Annotated in this window: 18 protein-coding genes and 5 tRNA genes; 8 read left to right on the top strand and 15 right to left on the bottom strand. The window is 35.3% G+C overall.

Going from position 1 to position 18,461, the window contains the following annotated elements; genetic code table 11:
• Window positions 1-17 precede the first annotated feature (17 nt).
• Genes ACICP9_RS06025 through ACICP9_RS06015 form a run of 3 tightly spaced genes read left to right on the top strand, consistent with a single transcriptional unit; the run spans window position 18 to window position 2,769 of the window.
• Entirely contained in the window at window positions 18-1,409 is a 1,392-nt protein-coding gene (locus ACICP9_RS06025) for an ArnT family glycosyltransferase (RefSeq protein ID WP_395497570.1), read from the top strand.
• On the top strand, window positions 1,379-1,813 hold the full coding sequence (locus ACICP9_RS06020) for a GtrA family protein (RefSeq protein WP_395497568.1): 435 nt from the start codon (window positions 1,379-1,381) through the stop codon (window positions 1,811-1,813). The genes ACICP9_RS06025 and ACICP9_RS06020 overlap by 31 nt, the downstream gene beginning before the upstream one ends.
• 8 nt (window positions 1,814-1,821) lie before the next feature.
• Window positions 1,822-2,769, top strand: a complete 948-nt coding sequence (locus ACICP9_RS06015; protein WP_395497566.1) for a glycosyltransferase family 2 protein — start codon at window positions 1,822-1,824, stop codon at window positions 2,767-2,769.
• A gap of 7 nt (window positions 2,770-2,776) precedes the next feature.
• Here the strand turns inward: ACICP9_RS06015 and ACICP9_RS06010 are convergent, their stop codons facing one another.
• From ACICP9_RS06010 to ACICP9_RS05990, 5 genes are all read right to left on the bottom strand, one after another.
• Window positions 2,777-2,932 carry a hypothetical protein gene (locus ACICP9_RS06010; RefSeq protein WP_395497564.1) on the bottom strand — a complete coding sequence of 52 codons (156 nt, stop codon included), beginning with the start codon at window positions 2,930-2,932 and terminating at the stop codon, window positions 2,777-2,779.
• 162 nt (window positions 2,933-3,094) lie between these two features.
• A tRNA-Lys gene (locus ACICP9_RS06005) sits at window positions 3,095-3,170 on the bottom strand.
• A 5-nt stretch (window positions 3,171-3,175) separates the two neighbouring features.
• Window positions 3,176-3,251: transfer RNA gene (locus tag ACICP9_RS06000), tRNA-His, on the bottom strand.
• 29 nt (window positions 3,252-3,280) lie between these two features.
• A tRNA-Arg gene (locus ACICP9_RS05995) sits at window positions 3,281-3,357 on the bottom strand.
• Window positions 3,358-3,575: 218 nt separating this feature from the next.
• Window positions 3,576-3,652, bottom strand: a tRNA-Pro gene (locus tag ACICP9_RS05990).
• A 321-nt stretch (window positions 3,653-3,973) separates the two neighbouring features.
• Here ACICP9_RS05990 and ACICP9_RS05985 point away from each other — a divergent pair.
• The gene (locus tag ACICP9_RS05985) at window positions 3,974-7,405 is read left to right on the top strand and encodes an acyl-[ACP]--phospholipid O-acyltransferase (protein WP_395497562.1); all 3,432 of its coding nucleotides are present in this window, start codon (window positions 3,974-3,976) and stop codon (window positions 7,403-7,405) included.
• Window positions 7,406-7,414: 9 nt separating this feature from the next.
• On the opposite strand, the gene ACICP9_RS05980 is transcribed toward ACICP9_RS05985, so the two are convergent.
• From ACICP9_RS05980 to rplM, 10 genes are all read right to left on the bottom strand, one after another.
• Window positions 7,415-8,716 (bottom strand): replication-associated recombination protein A, encoded by a 1,302-nt coding sequence (locus ACICP9_RS05980; RefSeq protein WP_395497560.1) that lies wholly within the window; start codon window positions 8,714-8,716, stop codon window positions 7,415-7,417.
• Window positions 8,717-8,771: 55 nt separating this feature from the next.
• Window positions 8,772-9,653: a 30S ribosomal protein S6--L-glutamate ligase gene (rimK, locus tag ACICP9_RS05975; RefSeq protein WP_395497558.1), complete on the bottom strand. Its 882-nt coding sequence runs from the start codon at window positions 9,651-9,653 to the stop codon at window positions 8,772-8,774.
• A complete protein-coding gene (locus ACICP9_RS05970; RefSeq protein WP_071662772.1) occupies window positions 9,650-10,099 on the bottom strand; it encodes a RimK/LysX family protein in 450 nt (149 codons plus the stop codon). Before ACICP9_RS05970 ends, rimK begins: the two co-directional genes overlap by 4 nt.
• Window position 10,100: 1 nt before the next feature.
• Window positions 10,101-10,487 carry a ClpXP protease specificity-enhancing factor gene (locus tag ACICP9_RS05965; RefSeq protein ID WP_071663025.1) on the bottom strand — a complete coding sequence of 129 codons (387 nt, stop codon included), beginning with the start codon at window positions 10,485-10,487 and terminating at the stop codon, window positions 10,101-10,103.
• Between the two features lie 4 nt (window positions 10,488-10,491).
• On the bottom strand, window positions 10,492-11,142 hold the full coding sequence (locus tag ACICP9_RS05960) for a glutathione S-transferase N-terminal domain-containing protein (protein WP_071662771.1): 651 nt from the start codon (window positions 11,140-11,142) through the stop codon (window positions 10,492-10,494).
• Window positions 11,143-11,179: 37 nt separating this feature from the next.
• Window positions 11,180-11,824 carry a cytochrome c1 gene (locus ACICP9_RS05955; RefSeq protein WP_395497556.1) on the bottom strand — a complete coding sequence of 215 codons (645 nt, stop codon included), beginning with the start codon at window positions 11,822-11,824 and terminating at the stop codon, window positions 11,180-11,182.
• A gap of 134 nt (window positions 11,825-11,958) precedes the next feature.
• Complete coding sequence (locus ACICP9_RS05950) at window positions 11,959-13,203, bottom strand: cytochrome bc complex cytochrome b subunit (protein ID WP_395497554.1); 1,245 nt, start codon at window positions 13,201-13,203, stop codon at window positions 11,959-11,961.
• Between the two features lie 87 nt (window positions 13,204-13,290).
• The gene (gene petA / locus ACICP9_RS05945) at window positions 13,291-13,869 is read right to left on the bottom strand and encodes a ubiquinol-cytochrome c reductase iron-sulfur subunit (RefSeq protein ID WP_395497552.1); all 579 of its coding nucleotides are present in this window, start codon (window positions 13,867-13,869) and stop codon (window positions 13,291-13,293) included.
• A 76-nt stretch (window positions 13,870-13,945) separates the two neighbouring features.
• The gene (gene rpsI / locus ACICP9_RS05940; RefSeq protein ID WP_395497550.1) at window positions 13,946-14,398 is read right to left on the bottom strand and encodes a 30S ribosomal protein S9; all 453 of its coding nucleotides are present in this window, start codon (window positions 14,396-14,398) and stop codon (window positions 13,946-13,948) included.
• A gap of 3 nt (window positions 14,399-14,401) precedes the next feature.
• Window positions 14,402-14,839: a 50S ribosomal protein L13 gene (gene rplM, locus ACICP9_RS05935; protein WP_071663023.1), complete on the bottom strand. Its 438-nt coding sequence runs from the start codon at window positions 14,837-14,839 to the stop codon at window positions 14,402-14,404.
• A gap of 173 nt (window positions 14,840-15,012) precedes the next feature.
• Here rplM and hemB point away from each other — a divergent pair, with 173 nt between their 5' ends.
• From hemB to clpP, 4 genes are all read left to right on the top strand, one after another.
• Window positions 15,013-16,014 carry a porphobilinogen synthase gene (hemB, locus tag ACICP9_RS05930; protein WP_395497548.1) on the top strand — a complete coding sequence of 334 codons (1,002 nt, stop codon included), beginning with the start codon at window positions 15,013-15,015 and terminating at the stop codon, window positions 16,012-16,014.
• Between the two features lie 40 nt (window positions 16,015-16,054).
• Window positions 16,055-16,141 (top strand) — tRNA-Leu (locus ACICP9_RS05925).
• A gap of 43 nt (window positions 16,142-16,184) precedes the next feature.
• Window positions 16,185-17,513, top strand: a complete 1,329-nt coding sequence (tig, locus tag ACICP9_RS05920) for a trigger factor (RefSeq protein WP_395497546.1) — start codon at window positions 16,185-16,187, stop codon at window positions 17,511-17,513.
• An 88-nt stretch (window positions 17,514-17,601) separates the two neighbouring features.
• On the top strand, window positions 17,602-18,267 hold the full coding sequence (gene clpP / locus ACICP9_RS05915) for an ATP-dependent Clp endopeptidase proteolytic subunit ClpP (protein ID WP_395497544.1): 666 nt from the start codon (window positions 17,602-17,604) through the stop codon (window positions 18,265-18,267).
• Window positions 18,268-18,461 lie beyond the last annotated feature (194 nt).

Raw genomic sequence — 18,461 nt, 5'->3', positions numbered from 1 at the left:
GCAAGAGATTTATATAAATGCAAAGTACAAATTTGCCAACTATTTTAAAATTTCTTTTTTTATTAGCTTTAATTAGTTTTTTTCTAACTTTGTTTTTTCCTTATTTGGGTGAAGAAGCGGTGTATACTATTTCATCTTATGAAATGTGGTATCAGCATCACTACCTTTATCCAACAACTTACGGATTACCTTATTGGCGACCTCCACTTTTTAATTGGTTGATCATTTGTTTTGCCAGTTTGATAGGCTGGAAGCATATGTTAGTTGCTTCTCGTTTAGTTGCAGCGTTAGCAACGATCGCGACAAGTTTTATGCTAATCTGGTTTGCAAATCGTTTATTTAAAACACCTTATTTTGGACTATTTGCCGCATTAGTGTATCTCACTAGCGATGCTTTATTTTATCATGGCTGGCTTGCTTACTCGGATCCATTATTTGCTTTTTTTGTAGTGAGTGCAATTTCCTTTTTATGGATAGCAAATTTAGAACAGCGATATACCTTTGTATGGCTATCTGTAATTGCCTTAATTGCCGCTTTTATGACGAAAGCATTAACAGCCTATGTATTTTATATAGTTTCGTTTATTTTAATTGTTTATTATGATGGAAAAATTAAAGCGTTTCTTTTAAAGCCTATCAATTTTTTACCTTATTTTTTTTCCATTTTTTTTTATTTTTTTTGGAATATAGCCTCGCATAAAATAACCGAAATAGGTATGTGGACTGATATTTTTAGCAAGTTTCATACTGATTATTGGCGCGGATATATTCAGCAGCTGATAATTTTTCCCTTGGAAGTTTTCTGTCGTTTTTTGCCCGCATCAGGGCTTGCAGTTTATTATTTTTTCAAGAAAAAAATTGTAAAAATAAAGTTTAATCTATATCTAATACAAATACTATTAGGGGTAATTTTAGTTAATTTTATCCCCTACTGGTTGGCCCCGCATACCAGTATTCGATATATACTACCACTATATCCGTTTATTGCTTTATTATTGGCGATAGGGCTTTGGTATTTGCCTATAAGACAAATAAAAACAGTCATTTTTTGGTTAGCATTCGCTATTTTAGTTAAGTATGTTGCATTAGCGCTAATATATTATTATCAGCTTTATTATAGAGGAGATTATACGGTCGCTGCTAAGCAAGTTATACTACTAACAGAAAGGTTTCCAGTCTATTCAAATGATGCTGTGGCTACAGGATTAAGTATCACAGCTGAAATTGATAGATTAATTTATCCTAGCCCTCCTTTAAGAGATGCTCAATTTGCGAAGGAAAAAAATTATTTTGTCATTAATGATAAAATAGATTCTAAATTGGGGAAATTGTACAAGCATTTAAAGTTAGGTCAGCAAGGGACGGCTATTTATTTATTATGTCAAGGCAATGCGTGTTATTCCCACTAGGCACCATAACTTTTATGAAAGCGATTACAAAACAATTTTCACATTTTTTTATAGTAGGTGCGCTATCCGCATTAATTCAGTTTTCAATTTTAATAAGTTTTGTTGAATTTCTCTTTATAAAACCTATTTTGGCTTCTACTGTGGGTTATATTGCTGGAGCTTTGCTTAATTATACTTTAAATCATTACTTTACTTTTAAAAGTAGTCTATCGCATAAAAAATCATTAGTAAGATTTACAATAAATTCCTTGTTTGGACTTTTTCTTAATTTTTCATTAATGAAAATTTTTCTTATTTATTATACCTATATTATAAGTCAAATCTTAGTATCAAGTGTTATTTTATTCTGGAATTTCTTGATACATCGATATTGGACCTTTGGTCCTAACAAACATTCTCTATGAAAGAAACTATGTCTTTACCTATATTTTTAACTGTAATAATTCCAGTTTATAACGAGCATGAAGTTTTAAAAAATTTTCATTCGCGTCTTATTGCAGCTATAGCGTCTATTCATAAATCTATCGAGATCTTATATGTTGATGATGGAAGTCAGGATGGCTCTGACAAAATTATTAAGCAATTGAAACAACATGATTCACGCATTTCATATTTGGCCTTAAGTCGAAATTTTGGTAAAGAAATTGCATTAACTGCTGGTTTAAATTATGCTCAAGGCGAATTTGTTATGATTATGGACGCAGATTTACAGCATCCTCCAGAATTAATTCCAAAATTTATTCAAGTTGCCAAACAAGGATATGATATTGTTTATGCTAGACCCATGAATCGTGAGATTGAATCATGGCTTAAAAGAAACTTAACCGATATTTTTTATAAAACTATTAATTCAGTAGCAAAAATTTACATCCCTAGCCATGCAAGCGATTTCCGACTACTAAGTCGTCGTGCGGTTGATGCAGTAAAAAAAATAAAAGAACAACATCGTTTTATGAAAGGTTTATTTGCATGGATAGGTTATCCACAAAAAAGTATTGATTATAAAATGGATGGGCGTTTTGCAGGGAAAAGTAAATGGAGTTATTTCAAACTATGGAATTTTGCTTTAGAAGGAATAACCTCTTTCACTATTATGCCACTTAAATTGGCTAGTTATTTGGGTCTAATTACTGCCTTCATTGCATTTATTTATGGGATTATTATTATTAGTAAAACCCTATTGTTTGGCGATCCTGCTAGAGGCTACCCTTCTTTAATGGTGGTTATTTTATTTTTAGGTAGTATACAACTATTTACCTTAGGTATTATTGGTGAATATTTGGGGAGAACTTTTAATGAAACTAAAAGTAGGCCTCTTTATTTTATAAAAAATTATTTTCCAAATAATTTTGATATTTAAAAAATAACTATTTTTTTCTTTTGATTGTCTTGGTTTTTTTTCTTGCCATACTATAAGCAATAGCAACGGCTTGTTTTTGGGGCTTCCCAGCTTTAATTTCCTGTGTGACATTGGCTGAAAATCCTTTGCGAGTTTTGGCGGCTTTTCCTTTAACAAGAGGCATATTGATTTCCCTAGATAAAATTAACGATACACTTTCAGCTTAGTGAAAAAAATTGCAATATACCAATTATCTAGTTTAAATAGTGCGCATGCGGATCCCTTCGTAAATAATTAAAATTATTAAGTTATTTGCGTAAGTTTTTTTATTAATTAAAATATCTTTTGGTGGGCCGTGATGGGATCGAACCATCGACCAATAGATTAAGAGTCTACTGCTCTACCAGCTGAGCTAACGGCCCAAAAATGGGGTGAACGATGGGGATCGAACCCACGACAACCGGAATCACAATCCGGGGCTCTACCAACTGAGCTACGTCCACCATTGAAAGTGTGAAGTCTGCTAGGATATTGGTGCGCCTGGCAGGACTCGAACCTGCTACCCTCGGCTTAGAAGGCCGATGCTCTATCCAGATGAGCTACAGGCGCTTTCCTGAAAAATTATCATCTTATTACTAAAAGTTTAAATAACAGGGTTTGTTTCCTAAGTCTAAAGCTAATTTCTACAATATTTTTCTTTAAATGATTATCCTTGAATGCTAACAAGACTAAAAATAGTACTAGTATACCTTGTTTTACTTAATTATCTTGATATAGTTAATTGACTCGATTTTACTGATTAAAATTTAAGTATCAATACCAAAATTTGGTCGGGGTAGAGGGATTCGAACCCCCGACATCCTGCTCCCAAAGCAGGCGCGCTACCAGACTGCGCTATACCCCGTAATTCACCAAACTAACGTTAGTGTTGGCTAATTAAGTCCCTTTAATGAGCAAAAACTTGTGCCAACTGCGGGTAAGGATAATACCTGCGCAATCGATTAATATCAACTGGTCTATCTATCATATCTTTGCTTGGTGTCTAATTGTCTAATAAGCATCTAAAATATTTATTCAATTTTTTTAATCCACTTAATTTTTACTAACTCGAATTAAAATTTCTATCAGAATTTAAAAAAATAGGTTCTAAAGCGAGTGTTTTTCATATGATATACTAGTAAAAATTTTTTAGAGGAGGCTAAGTGCGCCTCATTAAAGAGGGTTTATGCCCGGATTTACGCAATTTTCTTTGCTAAAGAATCGACGATTTGTGCCCTTATTGTTAGTTCAATTCTTGGGTGCATTTAATGATAATGTTTTTAAAAATGCTTTAATCATTTTAATTACTTATCAGTTCATCACACAATCCCTATTACTGCAGCAGCTTTCAGTCACTTTCGCGGCTGGATTGTTTATTTTACCCTTTTTTCTTTTTTCAGCATTTGCGGGACAGTTAGCCGATAAGCTAAGCCGAAGATATTTGACAATGATTATCAAAGGATTCGAATGCATTTTTATGTTGTTGGCAAGCTTAGGTTTTTATCTTCACTCAGTTAGTTTACTGATGTTAGTTTTATTTTTTATGGGTATGCATTCAAGTTTTTTTGGCCCTATTAAATACGCTATTTTACCTGATTTGTTAGAAAAAAATGAATTAATTGCAGGCAATGCATTAGTGGAGGCGAGCACATTTATTGCTATTTTGATAGGAACTATCTTAGGTGGATTATTAATCGCTAATCATACGGATTTAAGATGGATTTCAACCATAATAATTTCTATCGCAGGCCTGGGATTATTCGCTAGTTTTTATATTCCAACAACTACTAAAGCAAACCCTAATTTAAAATTAAATTTACATTTCATTAAGTCTTCAGTAAAAATAATTCAGAAAGTAAAAGCTGAAAAAAGGGTTTTTTTAGCGATACTTGCTATTTCTTGGTTTTGGTTAATAGGCGCTACGTTTTTAACGCAATTTCCTAGTTTTACTAAAAATATTTTGCATGCAGATGCGAGCGTGGTGACACTTTTTTTAGTTATTTTTACAATAGGAATTGCTTGTGGGTCATTAGTTTGTAATCGATTGTTAAAGCATAGAATAAGTATGAAATGGATACCCATTAGCCTTTGGTTGATGAGTATTTTTATGATTGATCTTTATTTTGCTTCCAACCATTTAATCTATAATACGGAAAAACTGACTAATTTCGCTGGCTTTTTTCATTCGATAACACATTGGCGAATTTGTATAGATTTATTAGGTTTATCAGTTAGTGGCGGTATTTATGCGGTGCCTCTGTATACCTTAATTCAAACAGATACGGCTACCGAACATCGTGCTAGGACTATAGCGGCTAATAATATTATTAACTCTTTATTTATAGTCATTGCTAGTATCATTATCGTTTTTTTACTTAAAATTGATTTAAATGTTACACAGATTTTTTTATTATTAGGAGTTATTAATACAGGATTGGCCATATATGCAACACGATTAATACCCCAAGGATTGATTAAACCATTTTTACGAAAAATATTAAGGTGTCTTTATGATGTTAAGTTAAGTGGTTTTGAGAATTATAAAGGCGCAGGTGAAAGTGTAGTTATTGTAGCCAACCATACATCTTTTCTAGATGTTGTCTTAATTTATGCATTTTTGCCTGATGAACTTTTATTTGCGATTAACAGTTTTACATCACGTATTTGGTGGATACGGCCTTTTCTATATTTTTCTAAAGTTTTTGAGTTAGATCCTTTAAATCCTTTAGCTATTAAAACTTTAATTAAAGAGGTAAAGAAAGGACAAAAATGTGTAATTTTTCCTGAAGGAAGGATTACTACAACAGGCGCGCTGATGAAACTTTATGAAGGACCAGGATTAATAGCAGATCATGCTAAAGTTAATTTGCTGCCTATTCGTTTACAGGGTGCCCAATATACTCCTTTTTCCCGCTTACGAGGTAAAGTTCAAATACGTTGGTTTCCAAAAATTTATATTTCAATTTTACCACCCAGGAAGTTTATTGTTGATCCTACCATGAGCAGTCGAAAAAGAAGGCAGGTTATTAGTAATCAGCTTTATGACATGATGGTGGAGATGTTATTTCGAAGCACAGATTACAATAAAACCTTGTTTCAATCTTTATTAGAAGCGAAGTCAATTCATAAGGGGCCTACAAAAATATTAGAAGATATTACTCGAGTAGCGATGAACTATAATCAACTAATAACGCGCTGTTTTATTTTAGGTCCTTATATTTGTCGTTATATTAAATATCAAGAAACAGTAGGGCTTTTGTTGCCTAATATGACGAGTGCAGTCGTTAGTTTTTTTGCATTACAAGCCTATGGAAGGATACCCGCTTTACTAAATTACACAGCAGGTTCTGCACAAATAGAAACAGCGTGTCATATTGCTCAAATTCATAGCATACTTACTTCCAGAAAATTTATTGAGGTAGCTAATTTATTCGAACTCATTAACCGCTTGAACGAAAAATCTATTCAAATTATTTATTTAGAGGATTTAAAGGAAGAGATTACTTGGAAAGACAAATTAAAAGCGAGTTTACTCAGCCGATTCCCTCAGTATTACTATTATAAAAAATTAAAAAAAATAACCAATCCACAAGATCCAGCAGTGATTTTATTTACTTCTGGGTCAGAAGGTGACCCTAAAGGAGTGGTTCTCAGTCATAAAAATATACAAGCTAATCTTGCGCAAATGACTACACAGGTCGATTTTAATCAACGAGATATTTTCTTTAGTTCATTACCACTATTTCATGCTTTTGGATTAACCGCTTGTATCATTTTACCTATCTATCATGGAATAAAAACATTTATTTATCCATCCCCCTTACATTATCGTAAAGTCCCTAATATGATTTATGAATGTAATGCAACGATTATGTTTGGAGCGGATACCTTTTTAGCAGGTTATGGTCGTTATGCCCATCCCTATGATTTTTACAGCATTCGGTATGTTTTCGCGGGCGCAGAAAAATTAAAGGAAAAAACCCGTAAACTATGGATGGAAAAATTTGGAATTCGTATTTTTGAAGGTTATGGCGTAACGGAAGCGTCTCCAGTTATTAGTGTTAATACACCGATGCAAAATAAACCGGGTACCGTAGGGAATTTTTTGCCAGGTATTCGCTATGAGATTGAACCTGTTCCTGAAATTAAGCAGGGAGGACGTTTATTAATATCTGGTCCTAATGTGATGTTAGGTTACCTAAGCAAGGAACAAATTGGCGAAATTATTCCCCCCAGCCATGGTTGGTATGATACGGGAGATATTGTGGAGGTAGATGCCGAAGGATATCTGACTATAAAAGACAGAGCCAAACGCTTTGCAAAAATTAGTGGGGAAATGGTTTCTTTAACAGCAATAGAGAATATAATTTATGACTTATGGCCAGATAAACATCATGCAATATTAAGTGTCCCAGATGCTAAAAAAGGAGAACAACTTGTTTTAGTCACGGATTATAAACTTGCAACTCGGCCTATGCTTATTAAAGCATTCAAAGAAAAGGGATTACCTGAATTAAGTTTACCGCGAAGATTATATTTTATTGATAGCATGCCATTATTAGGTAGTGGTAAGGTAAATTATATGGCGGTTAAAATTTGGCTAGAAGAACAAAATTAAAAGCATTTTTTATATTTTTTCTGATTTTTTTAAACGTGCAAGTTTTTCTGCGATTTTAAGTTCCAAACCGCGTGGGACGGGAAAATAATATTGCCGATCCTTTAATTCTTTAGGGAAGTAGTGTTCTCCATCCGCATAAGCGTTAGGTTCGTCATGAGCGTAACGGTAGTTTTTTCCATAGTCTAATTTGCGCATTAATTGAGTAGGGGCATTCCGCAGATGTAAAGGGACTTCCATCGTACCGTTTTCTTGTGCATCTTTCATCGCCGCATTAAATGCGGTATAAACAGCATTACTTTTTGCAGTACAGGACAAATAAACTATAGCCTGAGCTAAGGCAAGCTCACCTTCAGGACTACCTAAACGTTCTTGTGCCATCCAAGCATCTAAAGCAATTTGTAAACCACGCGGATCCGCATTGCCAATGTCTTCACTAGCCATTCTGACAATTCGCCTTGCAATATATAATGGATCGCATCCGCCGTCCAGCATACGTGCTAACCAATAAAGGGCAGCATCTGGATCGGTTCCGCGTACTGATTTATGTAATGCAGAAATTTGATCATAAAAGAACTCTCCATTTTTATCAAAACGCCGTAAATTAGTTTGAGTGATCGCTTTTAAAGTATTTTCGTCAATAATGTTATTTTCTGCTAAGTCTGCGGAAATTTCCAGAAGGTTTAAAACCTGACGGGCATCTCCGTCAGCAATATACGCTAATTGTTTTTTTACAGAAGATTTCATCATTAAATTTTTACTACCTAATCCATTTTTAGTATCACTTAAAGCTCGATCAATGATCTGAAGGATTTCTTCTACACGCAATTTTTTTAGTACATAGATGCGAGTTCGTGAAAGTAAAGCATTATTAATTTCAAAAGAGGGGTTTTCTGTCGTAGCGCCAATTAATATGAAGAGTCCGGATTCAACAAAAGGTAAAAGTGAGTCTTGTTGAGATTTGTTGAAACGATGAATTTCATCAATAAAACATATCGTTTTTTTTTTGGGTGATGTCGTATTGAGTTGAACTTTTGTATGCTCTGCAAGTTTTCTTATTTCTTTAACGCCTGATTGTAATGCGGATAAAGAGACAAATCTGGCTTGAATGTGATTTGCTATTAATGAAGCTAAAGTTGTTTTTCCTGTTCCCGGAGGTCCCCATAAGATCATTGAGTGTAATTGACCGCTCAATAGGGTTAGCCGCAATGCTTTTTGGGGTCCCAATAAATGAGTTTGACCAAAAAATTCATCTAAATGTTGGGGGCGTAATCGCGCTGCCAAGGGTGAAAATGGGTATATATTCGTTATCATCTCTTGATTTATACGATGACAGCATTATAGAGTCAACAGTTATGCTAATTAAGGATTAATGCTTGTTGGATCTTTTTTCGATAGATTTAATAATAATTTCAGCAACATTTTTTTGTGTGGCTTTTTCTATTCCTTCTAATCCTGGAGATGAATTTACTTCCATTACTAAAGGACCTCTGTTGGATCGTAATAAATCAACGCCTGCAATATTGAGACCAATAACCTTAGCCGCTCGAACTGCTGTTGCACGCTCTTCAGAGGTTATTTTAGCAAGCCGCACAGTACCTCCGCGGTGAATATTAGAGCGAAATTCTCCTAATTTAGCTTGGCGTTCCATTACAGCAATAACTTTACCATTGACTACAAAACAACGAATATCTGCCGCTTTAGCTTCTTTAATATATTCTTGGACCATAATGTGGGCTTGTAAATCTAAAAAGGCTTCAATAACACTAATAGCAGCTTGTTGAGTTTCAGCAAGTACTACACCAATACCTTGTGTCCCTTCTAAAATTTTAATGACTAAAGGTGGACCACCTACCATGCTGATTAGATCCTGAATGTCATCAGGAGAGTAAGCAAACCCGGTAATAGGTAAACCTACTCCTTTTCGAGATAGAATTTGTAAGGAACGCAGTTTATCTTGAGCTCTGGTGATAGAAATTGAGTTATTTGCAACAAATACGCCCATCATTTCAAATTGTCTGACCAATGCGGCGCCGTAAAAAGTGATTGAAGCTCCAATCCTTGGAATAATGGCATCGAATTTATCCAAAATCTTACCTTTATAGTGAATATATGGATTTTGTGTCGTGATATTCATGTAGCATCGTAGGGTATCTATAATTTTAACTTGATGCCCTCTTTTCTTAGCTTCTTCTTCTAAACGACGCGTTGAATAGAGTTTTGGACGGCGAGATAAAATTGCAATTTTCATGGGATTATAGTTCTTTTGCTGTATAAATAAGAATGAGTGGGATTAACAATAAAGCGGTGCTTTAATGCAGTTCGGCCTAATAACATTCTAAAACGCATGTTATCTCGGCTTGTTAAAGTAATTTCGATGGGCCAGCATTGTGTGCCGAGAACGATAGAGGTTTGGATAACACATCGATTTTCTTTATGGCCACCAGAATCGGTAACTTCACGTATATCGATTAAATCAGCAACACAGCTAATTGATTTTTCGGGGAAACGTCGTGGTTGAGGATGTATGATAAAGCATACTTTCTTTTGATGGGGAGTTCTTTCAATAATTTCTACGCGGCAGGCATGTAAAGCTGAGGTTCGTGCGCCAGTATCTACCTTTGTTTTCAGACGAGGTATCCCTAATTCAGGTAAAGAGACCCATTCCCTCCACCCAATTATGATTGGCGATGACATTTTATTTAACAATAGAGAGTTTAGGTTTTGTACCTGGTCTAACTCTAGGAGGGGGATTATTTCCACCCTCATCACTGCTTTCTTCTTCTGTAAATACCATACCTTGACCATTTTCTCGCGTATAGATGGCCAATACCGCTTGAATAGGTGCGTAAATAAGCATCGATTGTCCATTAAAACTCGCTTCAAATTGTATCGCTTGAGTATCTATTTTTAAATTTAATATAGCGTCAGTAGATATATTTAAAGTAATTTTACCATCTTTAATACATTGCTTTGGTACTTCTACATGAGGTAGTTCAGCATCTAAAAGAATATACGGGGTTAATTGATTATCAATAATCCAATCATAAAATGCACGTAATAAATAGGAACGATTTGAGGTCATCATTTTAAATTTTCACTCCAAATTCGACCTCATTTAAAGTTGCTTTAAATGAGGGGCGTTTAAATAAGCGCTCTTCGTATTCTTTGATAGCACTTGGCATAGGTGCTAGTTTAATATTTAAACGATGTAAACGCCATAATAACGGCGCCATACAACAATCTACTAAAGTAAATTCGTCACTCAAGAAAAATGATTTACCAGCAAATATAGGCGCTAGACTAGCCAAACTACCTTCTAATTTCTTTTGAGCAGCATGCATAGACTCTGTAGGCTTGGTTGTTTTAGTATTATTTAATGTACTTTCTATTTGTTGTAATAGAGGATACCAATCACGCTCAATTCGATAGATCATCTGTCGACTTTTGGCACGAGCTACTGGATAAACGGGTAATAAAGGAGGATGAGGAAAACGCTCATCCAAATATTCGGTAATAATATTTGTTTCGTAAAGGACGAGATCTCGATCAATAATAGTAGGCACAGTACCATAAGGGTTGTGTTGTAACAAACCTTCAGGTAATTCTGTAGGCGATACCTCTATAATTTCTGCACTAATCCCTTTTTCCGCCAAAACAATACGTACCCTATGACTATAAGGGTCATTGATATTTGCATATAAACACATAGTTGAACGTTTACCGGCAGGTTGTGCCATATAAAAGGTTCTCCATATTAATAATTTAAAATACTTTTCATGGGTTATGAAAAATGTTTATTTTTTCTATATTTCCCCAAATTTGCTTTTTTAAAAGATAAACAAAATAGGTTAATAACAACAAAAATCCGCATACTTTTTTACCCAATGATTGGCGATTATTTTTTGTAGGTTCAGCTGTATAAGCTAAAAAATTCACTAAATCAATCACTATTCCTTCTAACATAGGAGTTTTTAATCTACTTTTATTAGAATGTGAGTAGGTACGATTGATAATTTTTAGGGATGATCTATCGTTAATATTAGTATGATAGGTATTGGTATCCATACGTATTATCGCTAATGGATCCGGCATCGCGGTGTTTTTAATGAAACTATTGTTAACTCCAAAAGGCCTCGTATCATCCAAGTAAAAGCTAAGTAAGTAATTATACACCCAATCAGCACTTCTTGCCCGAATACTCAAAGAAAGGTCTGGAGGAGGCTTTCCAAACCATAATAAGCTTTCTTTTTTATGTAAGCTTGATTTTATTGTATCGCTAGTTTTAGCCTGAGTAAAAACAAGATTATCTTTTAACCGTTGTTGAGGGGCTGAATTGGATGGATCATCAATGTTCAGATCAACTCCAAGTCGATTATAACGCATATACTGCAGCGAATGACACCCTGAACAATAATTCATAAAATATTTTGCTCCACGTTGTACTGAAGCAAGATTAGATGGTGGAATTGAGAATTTTACTCGTTTATTTTCAAAAGGATTTGCTATCCTGAAAAATAAAAATATAAAGATAAATAGAAAAAAAACACTAACTATTATTTTCCGCATAGAGGTCTTGGTAATAGTTTATTTTTTTCATATTTTGTATAGAAGGGCATCAGTAAAAAAAAAAGAAAATAGTTGAGCAGTAAGATCTGTACAAAAAGTGTCTTATCTGGCGTCAGTAGGGTTGTACTCATATAGGTAAGTAAACCAAAACTGAGTATAAAAATTGCTAGAGCGAAGCGAGAATAACAACCACGATATCGCATCGATCGAACTGGGCTGAGATCGAGCCAGGGCAACATAAATAGCATGAAAAGAAAAGCCCCCATAACTAAAATACCTAATGATTTATTAGGAATAACACATAACACACCATAAAAAGGTGCTAAATACCATAGTGGTTTAATATGGCTAGGAGTTAATAAAGGGTCTGCTGGAATGAAATTATTTGCTTCAAGGAAATATCCATTCATTTCAGGAACAAAAAATACAATAATGGAAAAAATAAACAAAAAAATTAGTAAAGCATACAATTCTTTGACCGTGTAATAAGGGTGAAAAGGGACTCTAGAGAATGTTTTATTAGGTAAGATTGATTTTGTTGATATAGAAATTCCTTCTGGATTATTACAGCCAACTTTATGTAAAGCAATAAGGTGTAGTCGAATTAAAAATACCAATGATAAAGGCATAGCTATCACATGGAGTGCAAAAAAACGATGTAAAGTTTCTGCTGATACGATCGTATTACCGCGAATCCAAAGTGTTAGCGTTTGGCCAACCTTAGGAATTGATTCGAGCAATGAAGTGCCAATTTGGCTTGCCCAATACGATGTTTGCCCCCAAGGAAGTAAATATCCGAGAAATGCTTCGAGTAACAAAATAATGTAAAGGCATACGCCTAACAACCAAACCAACTCCCTAGGTTTTTTGTAGGATCCATATAAAAGGCTTCGAAAAATGTGTGCGTAAATTAGGATAAAAAAAACTGAAGCACCAGTAGAATGTAGATAGCGTAATAGCCACCCATAAGGTACTTCTCGCATCATTATTTCGATGGAATTAAATGCCTCTGCAGGTGTAGGGGTATAAAATAGGGTTAGCCATATACCCGTTAAAATTTGTAAAAAAAAAGTAAATAGACTTAAAGAACCAAAGAAATACCAAAAATTAAGATTTTTAGGTAGATAATATTGTGTTAAATGTTGGTGAATATACTCATTAATTGGTAAACGTTCGGATAACCAATTGAATATACTGTTTTTACCGGAATTTTTGTCTGTGTTTCCGTTCAACTCGTAATCCCCATGGTTATATGCACTCCTTGCTTAACTTGCGTATTGTCAAAAATTCAATTGCTGCAAGTATAGTGATATTTGCATTTATACTAACCTTGGGTTTTCACCTATGACAACAGTATGTTCATTTGTGAACCGATAAGGAGGAATTTTGAGATTAGTTGGAGCAGGAACATTTTTCATAACCCGCCCAGCAAGATCAAACTTAGAGCCATGACATGGACAATAGAGTCCTCCAGGCCATTTGCGATTTAATTCTCCTTGCTTGGGTTTAAATTGTGGGGAACATCCTAAATGTGTACATAAGCCGATAAGTATTAAATATTCTGGATTAAGTGAACGGTATTCATTACGCGCGTAAGAAGGCTGCTGTTCAGTTAAAGAATCTGGGTCGCGTAATAAGGGGTGAATGTTCAGAAGATTATCTAACATCGCTTGGGTTCGTCGGATTATCCAAATAGGCTTATTTTGCCAAGCAACCACCATGGATTCCCCTGGCGCTAAATGACTTAAATCAACTTCAATAGAAGCAGTAGCTAGTGCGAGAGTTTCTGCGCTTGGCTGTAATGATGCTAAAAATGGGATACTGCTAGCAGTAGCTATACCAAATCCAGCCATGATAGCTATTATAATAACTAGTAATTGGCGACGATCTTCTTCCATTTCTTTCGTCGTTGAAAAATATATAATTATTTATAAATACACTTAGGTTCAAACATTCCAATAAATAATATGATGATTATCGTTTTGAATATTGAGTTCCTTTACGGGCTTTGTGTCGACCTACTTTTTTCCGCTCAACTTTTCTTGCGTCGCGAGTAACTAAGCCAGCGTGCCGCAATAATCGACGAAATGACCTATCATTACTAGCTTGACCGCTATCAGTATCGCCATCGTTAATATCGGTTGTAGTTACTTCATCATAATTGATTAGAGCTCGGCTGATCCCATGTCGAACTGCGCCAGCTTGACCACTGCTTCCCCCGCCAGAAACTGTCACTGTGATATCAAATCTACCCATCTGGTCAACAACTTCTAGAGGTTGATTAACAACCATCTGAGCGGTTTCACGGCCAAAATAATTTTCTAAAGTACGACCATTTACTTTGATAATACCAGTTCCTTTTCTGAGGAATACTCGAGCAGTCGCTGTTTTGCGACGACCCGTACCATAATTCTGTTCTAGTGCCATAATTTATAACCTATCAATACTAATTGGTTCAGGGTTTTGAGCGCTATGAGGATGTATAGAGCCAGCATAGACTTTTAGCTTACTTATCATGGCATAACCTAAAGGATTTTTAGGTAGCATGCCCTTAACAGCTTTTTCAATAATTCGAGTAGGAAAACTTTTTTGTAACTTTTCAAAAGTAATGGATTTTAACCCGCCAGGATAACCTGTATAGCGCTCATATAATTTATTTTTAGCTTTTGCGCCCGTTACAGTTACTTTTTCTGCATTAATAACGACGATATAATCCCCAGTATCAACGTGAGGCGTGAATTCTGGCTTATGTTTTCCCCGTAGAATATGAGCTATTCTAGTAGCCAGATGACCTAAGGTTTTTCCTGAGGCATCAATCAAAAGCCATTTTTGTTCAATAAGGCCAGGTTTGGCCATCAATGTTTTCATAACTGGGAAGCTCCGAAGCTCTCTAAAAATGCGATTAGCTACTTTATGAGTAGAGGCGGTGATTCTAACAAAAATAAAACAAACAATACAAGTATAGCGTGAAGTATTGTTTGTATATGTGATTTTATAAGTTAAAGTACTCCAAAACATAGAATAAGTTAAAGGGGTACTCTATGCGCCAGTTTCCTCATACGCGATTACGTCGTTTAAGAGAAAATCAATTTAGTCGACGCTTAATGCGTGAAACTAGACTGAGCTGTGATGATTTAATTTGTCCAGTATTTTTGCTTCCAGGGGATAATCAAAGACAGAAGATAGCCACTATGCCTGGGATAGAGCGATTTTCTTTAGACTATTTGTTGGATGAAGTGGCTGTTTTACAACAGTTGCGAATTCCTGCTATTGCTCTATTTCCAGTTATACCTATAAAAGATAAAAGCTGGGATGCTTGTCAAGCTTATAATCCAGAAGGTTTAATTCCCCATGCAGCAAGGGAATTAAAAAAAAATTTTCCAGAAATGGGAATAATCACAGATATTGCTCTTGACCCTTATACAACACATGGTCATGATGGTCTTTTATCTAAACAGGGAGTTATTTTAAATGATGAGTCGATAGAAATTTTGGTTAAACAAGCGCTTTGTTATGCACAAGCGGGTGTGGATGCTTTAGCTCCTTCTGATATGATGGATGGTCGAATTGGTTGGATTCGTAAGTCTTTAGAGGAGAAGCGTTATACAAATACCCAAATCATTGCCTACTCCGCTAAATACGCCTCCCATTTTTACGGACCTTTTCGTGATGCAATAGGAACTTTTGGGCAGTTAAATGGGGGTGATAAAAAAACCTACCAAATGGACCCTGCCAATAGTAATGAGGCTTTACAAGAGGTAGCATTGGATCTTGCTGAAGGAGCAGATATAGTCATGGTAAAGCCAGGAATGCCCTATTTGGATATTCTTTATCGTATTAAGCAACAATTCGGTATACCTACTTTTATTTACCAAGTAAGCGGCGAATATGCGATGCAAAAAGTAGCTATTATGCAGGGCTATTTAAATGAGCGTGAAAGTATTTTGGAAGGATTATTGGCTATGAAACGGGCTGGAGCTGATGGTATTTTGACCTATTTTGCCAAGCAAGCAGCTAGTTGGCTGACAAATTCACTAGATTGATTTTTTTCATGATAAGATACCTGTATAATTAACGACCTTTGCGAAAGTGGCGAAATTGGTAGACGCGCTGGATTTAGGTTCCAGTGGGTTTAAACCCTTGAGAGTTCGAGTCTCTCCTTTCGCACCAGCATTGCCCAAGGATTTTTACAACGATAAGAGCCTTAAAATTTATGAATGAAATACAAGTTTCGGTAGAAAGTGTCGATGACTTTACTCGACGTCTAAAGGTCATAGTACCTATTAGCCAGTTAGAAGAGAGAAAGAAGCGACACCTTCTTGAATTGGCAAAGAAGACTCGTTTAGATGGATTCCGACCCGGAAAAGTGCCAGCTAGCCATATTGAGAAACTCTATGGAACTAGCATATGGCAAGAGGTCATAGAAAAGTCTTTACAAATGAGTTTATCCAATGCTTTAGAGCAAAAAACTTTAAATCCAGTAGGACAGCCCCATATTGACTCCATAAAAGCGGAGCCGGGTACAGATCTTACTTATACAGCTAGTTTTGAAGTTTATCCGCATGTAGAAGTCCCTACATTAAAAGGTGTTAGTTTAGAAAGACTTCAAGTTAATATAACCGCAGAAGATATTGATAAGGTATTAGAGCAAATGCGTAAGCAATATGCTGAGTGGGTTGAAGTACCTGATAAAGCTTCTTATGGGGATCAGATTAGTTTTGATATAGTTTTTCCTGGTGCAGAAGAAAAAACACGTAGAGATTTACAATGGATTCTCGAGGAAGATAAAATTCCCGAGGGATTTTCAGTACTTCTATCGAGTGTAGCGGGGGACATTTTATCGATTTCACTCCCGAAAGAGCGTGGATCTGAACAAGTTTACTCGGCAACAATAAAAGTAAAAAAGGTTGCTAAAGCTAAACTACCCAAATTAGATAATGCTTTTGCAAAAAAGCTTGATATTAAAGAAGGAACTATCGAAGCTCTAAAAAGTCAAGTTAAAGAACATATGCAGATAGAATTAGATAGAAAGTTGCGTGAAAAATTAAAAACTCAGGCTATAGATAAATTAGTTACCCTACACGCTATTAATCAATTACCACAGGGAGCACTTAATCAAGAATATCAACGTTTAGAACAAGATATTTTTAGGCAACGGAAACAACAAGATAAGGATAAAATAGGCTTATCTGAAATTCAAAAAGCAGATTTAATGCAAATGGCGCGCCGTCGAGTTACGCTCGGGTTATTATTTAATGCACTGATTGAAAAGCATCACTTGCATGTCGACGAATTACGAGTTCAACAACATATTGATAAATTAGTGGGAGCATTTCAATTTGATCAAATGGTGCGGGATAAGCTGTATAAAGATAAGAATATGATGATGAACATTCGTTCTTCAGTTTTAGAAGAGCAAGTCATTGATAAGTTGCTAGAAGAAGTAGAATATATTGAAAAAGCAACTGAATATTCGGAGGTCATGGATCTCACAGGGAAAAATCGTGTGGGGGAGAGTATTGAAGTGAGGAATAACAGCTAATTGGTTAATGAGATTAGCTTTTTTAAATAGCAGATATGTTATATCTTAGTAGTAGCAATCAATTTATTTTTATCTTTAGAGAGTAACTATGTATTTACGCAGTTTACCAAAGGAAATAACGAACTCATTATTAGTCCCTATGGTCGTTGAGCAAACCGGTCGAGGAGAAAGGGCTTATGATATTTATTCTCGTTTATTAAAGGATCGTATTATCTTTGTTGTGGGCCCCATTGAAGACCATATGGCAAATTTAATTATTGCGCAAATGCTTTTTTTAGAATCTGAAAATCCTGATAAAGATATTTCACTTTATATTAATTCACCGGGCGGTGTGGTGACTTCTGGTTTAGCTATTTACGATACCATGCAATTTGTCAAGCCCGATGTAAGTACGATGTGTATCGGTCAAGCGGCTAGCGCAGCGGCTTTATTACTTTGTGGCGGGACGAAAGGAAAGCGCCATTGTTTACCCCATGCGCGGATGATGATCCACCAACCATTAGGGGGTTATCAGGGGCAAGCAACGGATATTGAAATCCATACTCGTGAGATGCTGTTAGTTAGAGAAAGAATTAATAATATAATGGCTAAACATACAGGAAAAAATACGGAACAAATTTTGCGTGATACCGATCGTGATAACTTTATGGGAGCTCATGAAGCCATAAAATATGGCTTAATTGATGCGGTTTTAACAATACGTACAGAAGCTGGGAAAACTAAAGAGTCTTTAGCTACTTCGTCAGTTGATTAAGTAGGTTTTTATTCGAAAGTATTTTAAAAATTTGTTTAAATACAGTCACAGCAATTGAGTTTTTGGCAACGCCGTGAGAATGAAGTAACCGGAGTGTATTCAAGATACATGAGGATTTCGAGTTGAGCGGCAACGCAGACAAAAAATTCAAGTGCGAAGAATATATCAATATATGAATAATAGTTTGTTGAGGT

It is taken from the genome of Rickettsiella endosymbiont of Litargus connexus (genome assembly GCF_964277335.1).
GTDB classification, from domain to species: Bacteria; Pseudomonadota; Gammaproteobacteria; order Diplorickettsiales; family Diplorickettsiaceae; genus Aquirickettsiella; species Aquirickettsiella isopodorum.
Note: the sequence above shows the minus strand (reverse complement) of the source record. Positions and strands in the feature narration are given on the sequence as shown.